The following is a 16,718-nucleotide window of genomic DNA, read 5'->3' as shown; positions in this document are numbered from 1 at the left end:
GGAAGAAGTTGTGTGCAAACTTCATTCTACCATGTGGGGAAAATCACTATGGATTTTTTCTTAGGTGTCCAACTTCATTTTACAATCAACCTCTATTCTTTTTCCTTATGTCGGGAGCATATTGATTTAGAAATAATGTAAGTTGTTTGTAATCCACCTCTGACTTAGGCCCAAAAATCAATTCGCAAATGCTGTTTGGCGCAAGAGGATACTCAAAGTATGATACTATTTGTGAACCTCTGCTCCGAAATCGTATAGGGAGGCCATGACATTCCGACAAATCACTCCCTGACAGTTTTGCTAATAATTCATCATAATGCGGGAAATATACCATTCTGATTTCTCGTTCTTCCCTAAAGGCTTCGCTTTTCAAAAAAATAGATAACCTGTCAATTCCATTTAAGACAGTATGAAGCAAACTAAATTCATCACTAACATTATATTGCTTTTTGAGTATATTTGATGCCGATAAAAGTTTTTCAATCAATTCATCATCGTTGTCATGATACGCAACTTCATCGATTAAAACAATAGGAGAATTAGTACCATGTACTTCATTCATTAAGTCGCAATAAGAAAATTTTGAAAGATCGAACCCAATGCAAACACCACGACCATCATCTCCATACGCTCGCCATTGGCTCAACAAATCCTTGCTATGTGTAAAACATGCAATATATGGGAAATCTACTTTTTCCATATATCCAGTATACAGTTTTTCTAACAACTCAGTATTGGGATTATCTTCTTGTTTGTGCTTTTTAATCACGCGTTCAAATGATGCTGTAAACATGCGATCATCAAGTCTATCGTTCGTAGTTTGTACATGTGACAACCAGATGGTATTGCTTTGCATTATTTTCATAAATGTATCAACAGAACAATAATGATACATTATAGTATTTTCTGTAAGCATACTTACCCTCCGTTCACGGAATAAGTGTTTTCTCCTATAACTATAAATTTTATGATAGCATAAACCATACTACATTTCCATACTGAACAGGAATTCCCCCGCTCAACGGGACTACGGGCGGCGTTTTCATATATCTCTACGAGAAAGGAGGGGTGCTCCCCCACAGGCCAGCCATCGGGCTGGCTTTTTCTATTTCACAACGAAGGAGGTTTTTAGGTGGCTGACGAAAAAAAGAATATTCCCGACGCTGGGAAGGTAGACGAGCCCACAAGCCGAGAAAGGTAGAGCCTGCCAAAGCTGCCCCCGTACAAGTTCAGCCCGCCTCAGCTAGGTCGGAGGCTCTAGTGGTAGAGAGTGTTCCCGAGGTGGTAACGTCCTTCTGCGGAGAGAAAAACAGGTCCCCCTCCTAGGGCAATCCACGATCTATGGACAAAATATCTCGCTTTGAAAAACTCTTCCAAGAACAATCAAGTAAAAATAAATACCGCAGAGGACAAGTCCTCTGCGGTATTTGGTCCGAGTGTCATTAAAGGATTTGTGAAAACCCAGTAATATCAATGGTTTACAGACAGTAAGCAAGGCTCTTATCCTAAATTGTGCGAGAAATCACCGTTACTTTTGTGATCACATCGCGTAGACAATCGTTTCCAACCATATACTCAAGAACATCATCTGGTGTGCTGCACATTTTTTCGCAATTCCCGTCAATACGGGCAATACAATACCCACTGTCAGAAAAACATACCCCATATACAATGCCATTCCAGCTAAAGACAGGCTCACCACCACGTATAATGCATTCTTTTATCCTAAATAGATAAGGTTAGCGTTAGCAAGTCGATGAACAGATCTACGTACCTCTTCTGGCGTATAGGCCAATTTTTGGCTGAGTTCTTGTAATGTGAGATACTTCTTGCAATGTATATAATAAAGAATTTTTAAATCGGTAGCAGTTATTTTTTTCCTTACCTCATTTGGTTCTGGCAATATTGATGCGTAATATTCGACAACTACAACATCAGGATATCCAGTGTCAATCTGTGGCTCAATAAAAATTGCTGCATGCTTATTTTTAAATCTGGAATATTTTCGCACAAGACTTTCGATATAGGAATTCACCATGGTAAATTCTTCGCCTTGTGTACAGGTTCTTGCAATATAGTTTATCTGCGGAATAGATTGATTAATTATTGTCACGTTTCCCATGTTCTTCTCCCTTTATATTTGAGGTCAAACCGTATCGCCGGATGATAATTCAAAAGAATGAGAGAATTTAGCGTCAACTGCTTCTGCAATTATTTCTAATTCGTCTACTGTAAAGCTCTGCCGTTTCATTTTAGCACTAAATGCTTGCGGCGAAGTCCCGATTCTGCGAGCAAGTTCAGAAACGCTAATATTTGAACGTACGCATAAAACCTTAATTTGCTCGGAAATAGTCATGTCAATACCCCGTTTCAAGAATATCGGTTAAATTATAAACGAAAACATTTATAATATCAATGAATATTTTGCAATCTAAAATTGAAAATTCAATATGGTACCGTTTTCTGAAATACCGACACACAATAACACTCTCCTTTAATGTTTTATATGGGTAGAACAGCCTAACATATATGGGTGTCGGCTAAGCGTAGCCTGCACCAGTCTAAATCGACTTTGCAATTCGAGTGAAGAGCTATAAGGACGTTTTTGATGATGGTTATATTTTCAAATTTTGTACCGTATAAAACAAAGTAAAAGCCCTCTGGAAGTCGATCCAGAGGGCCTTGGTCCGAGTGGTGGGGCTCAAACCCACGAGCCTCGCGGTCCCAAACCGCGCGTTCTATCAGCTGAACTACACCCGGATATTCAATTTTTCTGCATGATACCACGCAGAGAAAGAAAAAGCAAGATTTTCGTGTCTGTGGGCGGCGCTGTGGTCACGCCCAATTTTGCGGGAGTTTTTCAACTGATAGATTTCCGCCGCAAGCTACTGTCTCAAGGACTTCCGGGATTTCACTTTCAGAGGAATGGATGAGTCATCTATCCTCCCAAACGTGTGTCGGAACTTTCAAACGGCACTCTGCCGCCCTCTTTGACCCTTTCCGCCGCTCCGGCAATTCCTCTTTGACACTCTTTCGCCCTGCGTGTTTCAAGCAAAACTTTCTCCTTTTGGGATGGGTGTGGGATTGGATTCTGTATATTAAAAGAAGTGTTGTCCGGGGTGGCGGCGATAGAGGGCCAGACCACCATAGAAGGGGCGCAGGAAATGCGCCGCATAAACAAAGAATAGCCGCTTTCGCCTTGGCCTCCAATCGACAGAGCGTCCCAGCTATGGTATGATGAGACCAGAACGAGAAAAGCCGCCGGATGATTTCCATGGTCAGCCAGGAAAAGGATGAAACAGGCAGGGCGAGAATATGAAGCTTAAGAGATATTTGCCGCCACTTATCATGTGGAGCATTTTTGAAATGATCGCGGTGACATTGTGGCTTGTACTGGACAATCTATTCTATCTGTTCAACTTCTCCTATATCGGCACTGCAATCGCTGCAGGGCTGGTCTTGTATCAGCAGAAGAAAAAATATGCCCGGAATGTAGTCCAGTTTGCAGTCGGCATGTATATGCTCGTCTACCTGGGGATTCTTTGCCGGGAAAATATGCAGATCGAAGGATTTTGGTACTATCTTTTCCTCGGCGTATTTGAAGCGGCGACCATTCATTATGCCGTTGCAAAAATTTTTGGCCCGCTGATCTTTGGGTGTGGGTGGTGCGGCTATGCCTGCTGGACTGCGATGGTTCTGGATCTGCTCCCATTCAAGGAACCTGCTGCCCCGCGCCGGCGCTGGGGCATGATTCGCTACTTTGTTTTTGCCGCTTCGCTCATATTTGTCATTCTGCTGTTTGCTCTTCAGATCCCGCATAAAGAGGATATCATGTGGTGGAGTTTTATCCTTGGCAATATCCTCTACTATACCGTCGGGATCGTCCTCGCATACCGCTGCAAAGACAACCGAGCGTTTTGCAAATGCATCTGTCCCATTACCGTTTTCCTGAAGCCGGCAAGCTATTTTTCGCTTTTCCGCATCCGTGTAGAGAAAGAGAAGTGCATTGGCTGTGGGAAGTGTGAGAAAGTATGTCCGATGAACGTGGAAGTGCCCCATAATTCCCGGAGAAAGAAACACGCAACCGAATGTATTCTGTGCATGAAATGCGTAGAAGAATGCCCCCAAAATGCCTTGAGACTATAACGCTGTTTTATCGGGATGCCTCATACTCCGCCGGATTGCCAGACAGACCTTCCTGTGGTACGATAACACCAGAACGCGAGGAGGTGCCGTCATGCCCTTGCAAATTGTACGAAACGATATCACCACCATGAAGGTGGACGCCATCGTCAACGCCGCCAACGAGAGTCTGCTGGGCGGCGGAGGTGTGGACGGGGCCATCCACCGGGCCGCCGGGCCGGAGCTGCTGGCCGAGTGCCGCACCCTGAACGGCTGCAAAACAGGACAGGCCAAGGTCACCAAGGGCTACCGTCTGCCGGCGAAGTTCGTCATCCATACCGTAGGCCCCATCTGGCGGGGCGGCGGCCACGGAGAGCGGGAACTGCTGGTCTCCGCCTACCGCTCCTCTCTGGAGCTGGCCCTGGCCAATGGGTGCGAAACTGTGGCGTTCCCACTGATCTCCTCCGGGGTGTACGGCTACCCCAAGGACCAGGCGCTGAAGGTGGCGGTGGACACCATCGGGGAATTCCTGCTCTCCCACGACATGACGGTGTATCTGGTCATCTTTGACCGGGCCGCCTACACCATCGGCGGCAAGCTCTTTGCCGAAATCGCCTCCTACATCGACGACCGCTATGTGGATGCCCACACCGACAGCCGTGAGACCCAGCGCCGCCGGATGGCCCTGGATGTCATGCCCTCAGAGACGCCGCAGTGGATGCCCGCTCCCTGCACCATGGGGGCTTCCGGGCTGGACGAGGCTCTCAGCAGGCTGGACGAGAGTTTTTCCCAGATGCTGCTGCGGAAGATCGACGAGCGGGGCATGACCGACGCCCAGTGCTACAAAAAGGCCAACATCGACCGCAAGCTCTTTTCAAAAATCCGCTCGGATGTCCACTACAAGCCCTCCAAGCCCACCGCCATGGCCTTCGCCATAGCCCTGGAGCTGCCGCTGGCCGAGGCCCGGGAGATGCTGGAAAAGGCGGGCTTTGCCTTCTCCCACGCCAGCAAGTTTGACATCATCGTGGAGTATTTCATCGCCCACCAGAACTACAACATCTTTGAAATCAACGAGGCCCTGTTCGCCTTCGATCAGAGCCTGCTGGGAGGATAAGCCATGCCGCGGATGGATGTAACAGAAATGGCCTTTGCCAAGGTGTACCCCCTGCTGGTAGCCAAAGCAGAGAAAAAGGGCCGCACCCGGGACGAGGTGGCTCAGGTCACTGCATGGCTCACCGGGTATACGCCGGAGGAGCTGGCCGGGCTGGAGCAGTCCGACACCAGCTACGGGGACTTCTTCCGAAACGCCCCCGCCATGAACCCGGACCGGGCGCTGATCACCGGCAAGATCTGCGGCATCCGGGTGGAAGAGATCGAGGACCCGCTCATGCGGAACATCCGGTATCTCGATAAGCTGGTGGACGAGTTGGCCAAGGGAAAACCCATGGAGAAGATCCTGCGAAAATAGTTGTCGCCTGCCAGGCGACCCATTGAAAGTAAAATCCCCCTATACTGTGCTTGTAAGCCAAACAACACAGCATAGGGGGATTTGTTATGAAAAAGAATCTGACGGAACTGGTATTCATCCTGGATCGCAGCGGCTCCATGCAGGGGCTGGAGGGGGACACCATCGGCGGCTTCAACGCCATGCTCGAAAAGCAGAAAAAGGAGCCGGGCGAGGCTTACGTCTCCACCGTACTCTTCGACGATCAGACCGAGGTGCTCCACGACCGCATGGAGTTGGGCAAAGTTCGGCCCATCACCGACAAGGAGTACTATGTCCGGGGCTGCACCGCCCTGCTGGACGCCGTCGGCGGAGCCATCCACCACATCGGCAACATCCACAAGTACGCCCGCCCCGAGGATGTGCCGGAGAACACCCTGTTCGTCATCACCACCGACGGCATGGAGAACGCCAGCCGCCGCTACTCCGCCCGGCGGGTCAAGGAGATGATCCAGCGCCAGAAGGAGAAGTATGGCTGGGAGTTTCTCTTCCTGGGTGCCAACATCGACGCGGTGGAGACGGCGGGCCACCTGGGTATCGCTCCCGACCGGGCGGTGAACTACCACTGCGACAGCGTGGGCACCCGCCTTAACTACGAGGTGGTGGGTCAGGCGGTGGCCGCCGTTCGGTGCAGCGCGCCCCTGGACGAGCACTGGAAGGACACCATCGAGGAGGACTTCCGCAGGCGGCAGAAATGATCTGCGGTCCAAATAAATGAGGGACGGAGGTTACGCCTCTGTCCCTCATTTTTGTTCGGTAGATATTCTGCGATATTTTAAGATATTTACTTACCTGATTATCTCGTATCCGGTTTTCTGGGTATAAAAAAACGAAATACTTTGACGATGCAATCTACCCAGAGAGCATTGAATAGTACAATTTCACCGCCACTGTCATGCTCTGAGGCATATAAAACATAGTTGGGGTGATATAGACATCTCAAAAAGCCGGAAAAAGAGAAGTACAAATTATAAATCTCTCAAATATCAGTCTCTTAAAATAAAATACAATAATTTGCGTACCAGAGTAGTTGAAAAAGTACTTTTGAAACAGCAAGGATGTAAGAGCTACAGTCTGGGAAGATTGCACAATATTTGGTGGTATGGTAAGATTATACTGTCGAAAAATGCAACTGGTTGGTTAATGAGTTGAATTCTACAAAGAAGGAATCAGTTTATGAGATTTTCTGGTGTGACTATAGATGTTCAGCAGCACTATTTTCTCGACAAATCATTCCTAACATCATCGTGTGACTATGAAGAATGGGATACCCCCGAAAAATTATGCCATTTACTCTTTGAGTCGACACCTTTAATTGGCGAAGTGTGCCTTTCTTCAGAGCAGTATCATGATTTCTCAGAAAGAGGTCATAGACTCTTTGCAAAACTTGTGAAAGAAAACGGCGTATTGTCACGATTAGAAAAACAGATTCTGTCTGCGGCTGTAGTCTTTCAAGTTCAGCGGGAAGACGCTGATAGAGTAGATGAAGATGATACTGGCGACCATCTTTGGCGCTATATCCTAAAGAACTTGGGCTTCGACGAGGAATTATTCGCTTGTAAAGAATCAAAAGCTTATCATATACTTCGAAATCTACTGCAAGAAACTCTTCGAATTTCCACTGAACATGGAAAAAAATATTATAACACTTTAAAAATGCAGGCGTTGGCTCCAGCATCATCAATTTCTGAACTTTTCAATATTATTTACCAGTTTTATAGAAAAAACCTTGAGTGCCAATATGACGAAGCAGAAAATGCCTTTCAGATTCTATCGCAGAATATACAAAAGAAAATCATAAGAGCAGATGGTTCAGATCAAATCAATCTTGGATCAAGCGTCTGGGCACTAAAATCGAGTCTGAAAGTTCTGTTTCAGTACTACCCAGAGTATATGGCCGCAGTCTGCGACGCTATTGCCAAAAAGATTGATCTATATTTGCGAGGAGATGACCCAGGATTTTGTGATTGTAACCGGTGGGATGTTTTACTACAAAAGTGGTTCCAATCGAAGACAAAAGAAGAACGGGATAATATGCAGCGAGTGCGCGCCAGGCGTGTTCGCCAGAAAATCATCACAACAAAAGAGGCTATACGGCCCCAGTATTTAATGCAAGACGAAGAATTGACAATTCGTTTGCCACATATTCGTCTGCCTGAAATTACACAGCCACCGGTTGCCCGCCTATATCAAAACGGGCGTGTTGTTGCGCAATTAAGAATGTCTGTTTACGGCGACCCTATGTGTTATACAACGCAAGAATTTACTTTTGAACTTGACCACCTCCAAGGGATCAGCTTCAACGACTGCTTTGATTTTCAAGTCGAGATTATTTGCGGCGATAGTGTGCTGTATGATTCTAAAGCGCTGTTATTCAGACAATATCTTGTCTTTAATGAAAATGGATATGAGAGTCTCCCATTCAAATGTCAGAATGGAAAGGCACGAATTGTAGCTCCTGCCAATGCGGAAGTAAAGATAATCGACGCAGATGACAACTACTTTGATGAGTCGGATAATTTCCAAATTTTTCAAGTATCTCTGCTGTCGGCGCAGGAAATCTGGGTAAATGATGTAGATATTCTCGCACAAGAGGATTCTAAGAATCTATCAGTACACGGATACTGCATCCCTGACCCGGCCAAAGGAGTAGCAATCATTTCTGGCGAAAAAAGGTTTCAAATCTACGATAGAGTTCCTACGCTTCATGTGGTGCTTGGAGAAAATACTTCTGCTAAAAACTTTCGTATTTTCATTGACTCAACACGGCATTCCCTCTATGAGTATATTGGCGACAAACATACTGGTGAGATCGATTTACCTTCGGCAGCTCGTTTTTGCCATCGGATACAAATTGTAGAATTCCATACGGGCGAAGTGATGTTTGAAACTGCTTACATTATTTTGCGTCAGTTTTCCGTTAGTTTTGCTAACCCGTACTACTTTAATCAGGCCTGTACGGGAGATGTCACGGTTAAATTCAGCGGTGGAACATATACACATTCTTTTAAACTATTGGAGGATCAGGAAACGGTACAATTCCCTTTGCTCGGAAATGGTCTTGATATATCCGTGGATGTACCCAAAATTAATATAACGGCCAATGGAGAAAATGTGCTGTATTGGTCGGAGAAGAAATGGCATGAGGATATTCCGCAGGATACTTTTATAAAAGTGAGCCGGCCCACAGATCTGCAAATCGATCTTGTTTTGGGAAACAAATTTATCCCTAAACCCCGCCGGGGCAACGTGTATGAAATCGGGAATTTAATCTGTACCATTGAGCGAGAGAACGCTTCCATCCCCTTTGGCGCATTAATCCGACATGAAGGTATGGTCGACGAATTGAAAATTGCGGAGATCTATTTTCTTCCAACTTTCTTGTCTTCGCCCTTGGTTCGGGAAGATACGCAGATCATATGGCAGCCGGAAGATCGATTCATTGGACCGGCCAGGCCGGTTTTTACGGTTGAACTGGACAATGATTTGACGGATGAGCCGTGGATTTACAAACAGCTTTCTGCTGGGAAAGCATTTGAAAAAAATTTTTCCTGCAGGCCGGGCCGTTATGAATGCCGGGTGTTTCTGGAGCCTGATGATGACAATCCATTTGCTATAGGAATCCGCCGTCAGATGGTATGGGAAGAGACCTTTGAGATTGAGGAAGAACCGGAAAGAAGGTTCGAAGGGAAATCCATCCGCCTATTAAAAACATGGTTTTGGTCATGTGAAACTCAGAAGGTTGAAGTGGCGAAAATTCACTATAACGACGCTGTCATTTTTGATATTGATTACATTGGAATGAGCGACTTTGATGGAGAATTTGATTTCCCTGTTCCTGCATACGAGGGAATACTCTGTTTCCGCAGCCCCGACCAAAAGTGGAATTATATGAACAATGACCCGGAAAATGAACGATATGAAAATGTTAATCCAGTTTCTTTCTGCATCGCGCATGAGAACCGTGTAAAAGTATTCAATGCTGATGAAGAACTATTGCAGCTGGATGCAATGGTATATACAGAAACAGGTTATGTGCGAATCAAAAACAGAAAGTGGGACTGCACGGTAGAAGAAGAGCGCAGACGTTTTCCCATTGCCGATGAGTTCGAATTTAGAGAGGAAGATGATGCATGAATCGATTCAATCCTATTTTGGCGTCTGACAATATCAAGCAGAGCTATGTAGACTATATTACCACCAGCTTTGATTTGGCAGATAAAGATTATGCCAAAGAATTGCGGGCGCAATTAGAACAAGAAGGTTTTATCGCCAAAGGACTGTACCTGGATGTGAGTGGTTCTTATAAGACCGGCGAAAGCCTGTCGCAGTTAATGGAAGACGGTGTTGCAAGTAAATTATTTGCAGGACTGGAACCTGTGGAAGAAAAGAAACGGGAACTGAAACTGGAGCGTCCTCTATATCTGCACCAGGTGGAGGCGCTGAAAAAAGCCGCAGCAGGAAATAATCTGGTTGTTACTACGGGAACGGGTTCTGGTAAGACCGAGTGTTTTCTGCTTCCCATTGTTCATTCCCTTCTAAAGGAGAAAGAAGCCGGAACATTGACCGCAAAAGGAGTTCGGGCGATTATTATTTACCCGATGAATGCGCTGGCAAACGACCAGATTAAGCGAATGCGTAGGCTGTTGCGGAGTTATAAAGATATCACTTTTGGGCTTTATAACGGCAACACAGAATATAAGAAAGGCAAGGCTCATGAGCAGTATTGCAAAAATAGTATCAATGCAGAATTTCCAGAACCTCTTACCAACGAAATCCTTTCCCGGGAAGAGATGCAGGAAACACCGCCGCACATCCTGATCACAAACTATTCGATGCTGGAATATATGCTCCTTCGTCCTAAAGATGATGCGGTATTTTCCAGCGCCAAACTTCACTTTGTCGTTTTGGACGAAGCCCATATTTACAAAGGAACAACAGGCATGGAAACTTCCATGCTCATGCGTCGCCTGCGGGCCAGGATCGGCAGCGGCAGCGTTCAATATATTTTGACAAGTGCCACCCTGGGGGGACAAGATGCCAACGCGGATATTGTTAATTTCGGAAAAAATCTTTGCGGCGTGGAATTTTCTCCTGAAAACATTATCCGATCTCAAGATGCCAGCCCTGCCATGAAAGAGCGGTTAGAGGTTCCTGTTTCTATTTTTAGAGAAATCGCGGAGAAGCAGTTGCCGCTGCATGAGATATTTTCAAAATACGGGATAGCAGATTATGTCCCGAATGGAGATGAGGATGAAAAAATCTATGAGTTCTTGCTTCACTGCGATCTTTTTTATCGTTTTCGCCTGGCAACAGAGGTGCCGAGGACGATTGATGCAATCCGGAAGCTGTTGGATATATCCAAAGAAGAACTGATTGATTTTGTGGCGGTCTGTACTGCAGCGGAGAAAAATGGCACCAGTCTCATCAAGGCAAAGTATCATTTCTTTGTCCGGGCATTAGAGGGTGCCTATATCACCTTGGGAAGTCCTAAAAGACTCTATTTGAAGCGCAGAGAGCGCAACGAGCAAGGACAGGGCGTGTTTGAAATCGCAGTTTGCCAGGATTGCGGCCGGATCGCGCTTGTTGGCAAGATGGAACATAATCAATATCAGCAAGTATCAAGAAAAACAGAACAAGATCCCAATGACTGCGACTTCTTTCTCTTGTGGGATGATGCGTCATTAAAAGATATGAGTATTGAAGATGCAGAAGGCGATGCATTGGAAGATCAGGATGAAAATGATTTTGTAATTTGTGCGCGTTGTGGTGCTATGGGTACCAAAGCAGATGCATCTTTGTTTAAGATTTGCGATTGTGAGAATGCAGAGTATATTCCTCTTAAGCGTGTCAATCGGACAAAAGAAAAAAAGATTGCAAAATGTCCAGCTTGTGGATATGGCAACTTCCGCAGCTTTTATCTTGGCTCGGATGCAGCCACGGCAGTTCTTTGCACAGAACTTTTTGAGCAGTTGCCGGAGGGGGAAGCAGTAGCTCCCAAAGAGTCCCCATCAGAAGAATCAGCCCAGTTGGCGGATGACCCCTTTGCCCAGCTGAGAAAGAAAAAGTCTCCGGAAATCAAGCGGAAGGCCAAGCAGTTTCTGTGTTTTTCCGACAGCAGAATCGAAGCGGCGTTCTTTGCAAACTACATGGAAAAATCCTATCAGGCGTTTCTCCGTCGGCGCGGCATTTTCCGCGTTGTGAAAGAAATGCGGGAAAACGGAGAATATAGCTTATCAGTCAGGGCATTTGCTGATCGATTGACCAGGGTGTTTGAAGCGGAGCATTCCTTTGATTTTTGGAATCCGGATCAAAAACCAGATAAGGACATCTTGCATGCAAATTCCAAGCAAAACGCTTGGATCGCACTGTTTGATGAGCTATTTAATGGGAGAAGATCCACAAGTCTGAGTTCTATGGGGATTATCAGCTTCGAATATATGCGCAACGATCCCGGATGGAGTAATGATGAAATTCAAACCCCAGATTTGCCTACATATTTGAACCAGAGATATGGCTTGACCACAAAGGAAGCACGGCATCTGTTGGAGCTGCTTATTTTGGATGCCTGTTATACGGGTGCCGTCGATGGGGGAAAATCGGTGACCCTTAACGCCAATGAGAGGGAATATATTTTCTTTACCGAGTATGAGAAAAAACTGGTAAAGTGCAAAACCGATGATACTGCAAAAAGCCATTTGGTGGGATGGGCGGCAAGAACGCGGGAAAGTGGAAAAAGCAAGTATTATCCAAACACCCGTCTTTCCCGTCTTTGCCAAGCTACAGGGATGTCGGAAGGAGAGGCCAATGAGTTTCTAATGGGTTATTGGTCAATTTTAGGGGGTCATGACAACTCAGAGATTAGCATAAACATCGAGGATTTTTGCATCCGTTTAAATTGTGATCCAGAAGTTCATTCCTATCGGTGCAAGAAGTGTGGTCGTATTACGGTTCACAATGTAAAGGGGAAGTGTTCCATGGTTCGCTGCGACGGACAATTGGAAGAGATTGACCCCGAGCGATTTTACGCAGACAACCACTATATGGCGCTCTATGATAGCGAAAAGATGCTTCCTCTTCAAATGAAAGAACATACGGCGCAGCTTTCCCGAAACCGTCAATCGGTATACCAGGATGCCTTTGTAAACGGAAAAATCAATGCGCTCAGCTGCTCCACCACCTTTGAGATGGGCGTTGATGTGGGTGGATTGGAAACAGTCTGTATGAGAGATATTCCGCCCAGCCCATCCAACTATGTACAGCGGGCGGGCCGGGCAGGCCGGGCCTCTCACACGGCCGCTTTTGTAATGACTTACGCAAAACTCTCCTCTCATGATTTTACCTATTATGAAAATCCATCAACCATTATTTCAGGAAAGATTAACGCACCGCATTTTTCTTTGGAAAATAAGAAGGTCATCTATCGTCATATTTTTGCAATCGCTTTAAGTGAGTTTCTTGCTCAAAACAGCGACGTGTACGACGGAGATAATGCAAATAAATTCTTGAATGAAGACGGTTACGAGAGGCTTGTTGCGTTCCTCAGTAAACCGAATGAGAGGTTGAAGGAATTAATAAAAAAGTCTGCTCCAGCCGCGATGCATGAGACAATGGGCATTAATGACGGCACATGGGTGGAAGAGTTAATCGGTGAAAACAGGGGCATTTTGTCCGAAGCGGTTGAATTGTACCGTGAAGAGGTAAAAAAACTTGAAAATGAGTTGAAGAAGATTCAAAGAACAAATCCAACGGAGTATAAGAACTTCGATTTTGAATTGCGGCGTATCCGCTGCGGTCGTGATGATCGATTTAAACGGAGTCTGATCGATTTTTGGACAAGAAACAATGTGCTGCCTAAATACGGTTTCCCCGTAGATACGGTCGAGCTGCAAATTGCCGGTAAAAGAACAGGCACCAGCAACGAAGACCTGACCTTGGCCAGAGACCTTCAGATGGCGATTGCGGAATATGCCCCTGGCTCTGGTGTGATTGCGGACGGAAAGCTGTATACCAGTCGATATATTCGGATGGAGTCAAAAACCAGGAAAGCGGCTTCAAGAGGATATTTTGCCAAATGCTCCCATTGCAATCAAATAAATTACACAGATGATCCGTTGGCCCGCCGAAAAGTAAAGGAATGCATTTCGTGTGGGGAAAAGATTCCTGTAAAACGCTGGTGGCCTACTTTTGAACCTCGTCTCGGATTCATAACCGAAAAGGCGGATGCACCAGATGCTCCTCTCAAACGCCCGGAGAGAGACTACAAGACCGATGATTACTATGTTGGAGATCCTCAGCATGATATTATTAAGAGAATGCGTCTCTCCTTCGATGGTATAGAAGTGGAACTTCAGTCTACGGCTAACGATTCGCTCGTGGTAATAGGCTCTGAAGAACACACAGTTTGCCCGCTTTGCGGTTGGACAAGCGATGCAAAAGCTCCATTGAAACTCAAGCATAAGACATCGTGGGGAGTGGAATGCAGCTATGAAGGGACTGGGAGTCCATATCATTTATCCCATGTGTTTAAAACAGATGTTGTCCAAATCACCTTTTTTATATCCGAGGCATCAGAATATGAAAAGATCCTCTCTGTAATGTACGCATTACTGGAAGGCCTCTCCAGAGAGCTTGATATTGAAAGAACGGATTTAAAGGGGTGCTTGCATCGCAAAAATTATAATGGGCAACTTCTGTACTCCATTATTCTTTATGACGCTGTTGCCGGTGGCGCAGGGCATGTTCGTAGATTAGTAACAGATGATGGGAAGGTTTTTTCCCAGGTGCTCCACTCTGCTTACAAAGTGGTTGCTGACTGTGATTGTGAGCCCTCTTGTTATCGGTGCCTGCGCAATTATTATAATCAGCGTATACATGACCTGCTGGATAGAAACGCCGCAAAAGCGTTTTTAAGCCACTGGTTGGGAGAGCCTTCTGTTGTAGAAATGGAAGACGAAGTCACGGACATTGCCGGCTGTACGAATGATGAAGATGAGATGATTGAAATCCAGGGTGACAGTTATATTGGGAATGACTATACCTCTTGGAGCGATGCCTTTACTGTATGCGGATTTGATTTCGCGGCCCCATCAAAATGGGACGCAGAGGAGGTTGACAAAGACTGTTTAATTATGCCGACAATGCGTTGTGGCTCAGAGACATTGGAGCCTTACCTGGTTTGGGAGCAAGCGAAAGTCGCCATTTTTGACGAACTTCCCAATCAACACCTAAAGCAGTTACAAGGCCAAGGCTGGCACATAGTGGATACATCAATCTCCGTACATGAATTGAAGGAGTTATTGGTAGAAAGGGACTAACGGCTATGGCAATCATGATTCCAGGAATGGAAACAAAAGAGGACTTCAATTTTAGTGGAGGAGAACTTCTCCTCTATGAACTTTTGCGGCAACTTCCCGATGATTACTATGTTTTTCATTCAACACACTGGAATGAACAACGACGAAGGAGCGAATACTCTGCTCGAAAGTATGTTCAGTGGGGGGAAGCGGATTTTACCATATTTCATCCATCCTATGGCTTTATTGTTTTTGAGGTGAAAGATGGTCTGATTTCCTTCAGCCGCGAAAGGGGGTGGATTCAGACTAACCGCAGCAATGGAATGGACAAAACAATAGACCCGATGGATCAGGCTGAGCGGAGCAAATATTATTTTTTGGACCGGATTAAAGCCCGATTTGGTGGCCAGTCTCCGTATACATTCTGCTCTGCTGTGTGGTTTACGGCTGGTGATCGTGCAAATATTGAAGGCAACTTGCCTTTGAATTATAAAGAGGAGATTGTCCTTTGGAGTAACGATTTGCAGTCAGTAGCAGCTGCAGAAATGGCAATCCGACGAATATATCGTTTCTATGATGTGCGAAAAGTTGAGCCGTCTGAAGAGATGACATCCAAAGTGCTTGATACATTGGCTCCAGAATTTGGGGTAGTTCAAACTATGCGCAGCAGGACTCTGGCTGCAAAAGCGTTGTTCCGGAGGATGACTACAGAGCAAATGTACTTGCTGGATTATCTTGAGGAGCAGGAAGAGGCGGCGATTCATGGTGTCGCTGGAACGGGAAAAACAGTTTTGGCGATACAAAAAGCAAAGAATCTGGCCCAAACGGATTGTGTCCTGTTCCTATGTTTTAATCGTTTCTTGAAGACTCATCTCGAAGAAACCTGCCCCGATTCGACCAATATTTCGTTCTTTACTCTGGATGGCCTTGTCGGTGCCTTTACGGGTGCATTTACTCGATTACCTGATGAACGTACGGATACAATTTCGGAGTTTCTGATGGATTGGGATGAATATGAGTTGCCCTTCAAACATATTGTTGTTGATGAAGGACAGGATTTTGCGGATATACACCTGCAATTGCTGCATGATATTGCGCAGGCACATCATGGTAACTTCTATGTTTTTTATGATAGGAACCAGTTTGTACAGGGATTGCGATACCCAGAATGGCTTGATAAGATGGACTGCAGGCTGGTTTTATCAAGAAATTGCCGTAATACAAAAGAAATTGCCATTACATCCACACGGCCCATTGGAATTGATGAAAATCGAATTAGGATGAGGCGGGAAAGCGCGGTTGGCGGTACCATAAAACCAAATTTGTTCTTTGCTGAAGACAAGTCGATTCTCAAAGAATATCTTTGCAGACTTATCCGTAAGTATATTTCAGCTGGATTAGCTGGGACAGATATAGTTGTTTTGTCCATGAAGCCTGAGGGAAAGTCCATTCTTACAGAGGATGATTTCCGTCTATCCGGGGGTTATATGCTAACAAAGGATAAAAATAGTAATGGCATATTGTTCACAACCGTTCGCAAATTCAAAGGTCTTGAGGCAATGGCAGTCATATGCATTGACATTGATAGCGAAACTTTTGAAAATGATAGAAAGCGAAATATTTTTTATGTAGGGACCTCTCGGGCTATGTCGTATCTCAACTTGATTACGACTGCCTCGCCAGAAGAACTTGCTGCAACTATTACCGGTAACGACAACTATCTTAAGCGTCCGCAAGCAATTAAAGCTATACGGGATTCGTTAAGAGTAAAAATAGCCTCCGAAAATGACCTTTAA

At 45.6% G+C, this 16,718-nt stretch carries 10 protein-coding genes and 1 tRNA gene; 7 read left to right on the top strand and 4 right to left on the bottom strand.

Annotated elements, in window-relative coordinates:
- Window positions 1-85 precede the first annotated feature (85 nt).
- The 4 genes from OCV64_RS09510 to OCV64_RS09495 all read right to left on the bottom strand — a co-directional run bounded on the left by OCV64_RS09510 (window position 86) and on the right by OCV64_RS09495 (window position 2,760).
- Window positions 86-916 carry a DUF2971 domain-containing protein gene (locus OCV64_RS09510; RefSeq protein WP_262669889.1) on the bottom strand — a complete coding sequence of 277 codons (831 nt, stop codon included), beginning with the start codon at window positions 914-916 and terminating at the stop codon, window positions 86-88.
- Window positions 917-1,720: 804 nt separating this feature from the next.
- On the bottom strand, window positions 1,721-2,122 hold the full coding sequence (locus tag OCV64_RS09505; protein ID WP_262669888.1) for a helix-turn-helix domain-containing protein: 402 nt from the start codon (window positions 2,120-2,122) through the stop codon (window positions 1,721-1,723).
- Between the two features lie 24 nt (window positions 2,123-2,146).
- A complete protein-coding gene (locus OCV64_RS09500; RefSeq protein ID WP_262669887.1) occupies window positions 2,147-2,356 on the bottom strand; it encodes a helix-turn-helix transcriptional regulator in 210 nt (69 codons plus the stop codon).
- A gap of 327 nt (window positions 2,357-2,683) precedes the next feature.
- A tRNA-Pro gene (locus OCV64_RS09495) sits at window positions 2,684-2,760 on the bottom strand.
- A 555-nt stretch (window positions 2,761-3,315) separates the two neighbouring features.
- Here OCV64_RS09495 and OCV64_RS09490 point away from each other — a divergent pair.
- The 7 genes from OCV64_RS09490 (at window position 3,316) to OCV64_RS09460 (ending at window position 16,718) form a co-directional block, all read left to right on the top strand.
- Window positions 3,316-4,146 carry a 4Fe-4S binding protein gene (locus tag OCV64_RS09490; protein WP_262669886.1) on the top strand — a complete coding sequence of 277 codons (831 nt, stop codon included), beginning with the start codon at window positions 3,316-3,318 and terminating at the stop codon, window positions 4,144-4,146.
- Window positions 4,147-4,237: 91 nt separating this feature from the next.
- A complete protein-coding gene (locus OCV64_RS09485; RefSeq protein WP_262669885.1) occupies window positions 4,238-5,236 on the top strand; it encodes an O-acetyl-ADP-ribose deacetylase in 999 nt (332 codons plus the stop codon).
- Between the two features lie 3 nt (window positions 5,237-5,239).
- Entirely contained in the window at window positions 5,240-5,590 is a 351-nt protein-coding gene (locus OCV64_RS09480) for a DUF2200 domain-containing protein (RefSeq protein WP_262669884.1), read from the top strand.
- A gap of 86 nt (window positions 5,591-5,676) precedes the next feature.
- Window positions 5,677-6,324 (top strand): vWA domain-containing protein, encoded by a 648-nt coding sequence (locus OCV64_RS09475; RefSeq protein ID WP_262669882.1) that lies wholly within the window; start codon window positions 5,677-5,679, stop codon window positions 6,322-6,324.
- Window positions 6,325-6,802: 478 nt separating this feature from the next.
- Window positions 6,803-9,763, top strand: coding sequence for a hypothetical protein (locus tag OCV64_RS09470; protein ID WP_262669881.1), 2,961 nt, complete (start codon window positions 6,803-6,805; stop codon window positions 9,761-9,763).
- Window positions 9,760-14,943: a DEAD/DEAH box helicase gene (locus tag OCV64_RS09465; RefSeq protein WP_262669880.1), complete on the top strand. Its 5,184-nt coding sequence runs from the start codon at window positions 9,760-9,762 to the stop codon at window positions 14,941-14,943. Before OCV64_RS09470 ends, OCV64_RS09465 begins: the two co-directional genes overlap by 4 nt.
- A 5-nt stretch (window positions 14,944-14,948) precedes the next feature.
- The gene (locus OCV64_RS09460; protein ID WP_262669879.1) at window positions 14,949-16,718 is read left to right on the top strand and encodes a nuclease-related domain-containing DEAD/DEAH box helicase; all 1,770 of its coding nucleotides are present in this window, start codon (window positions 14,949-14,951) and stop codon (window positions 16,716-16,718) included.

Source organism: Muriventricola aceti (genome assembly GCF_025567565.1).
Classification (GTDB): Bacteria; Bacillota; Clostridia; order Oscillospirales; family Oscillospiraceae; genus Lawsonibacter; species Lawsonibacter aceti.
The sequence above is the reverse complement of the archived record's forward strand: the minus strand, read 5'-3'. Positions and strand labels throughout refer to the sequence as shown.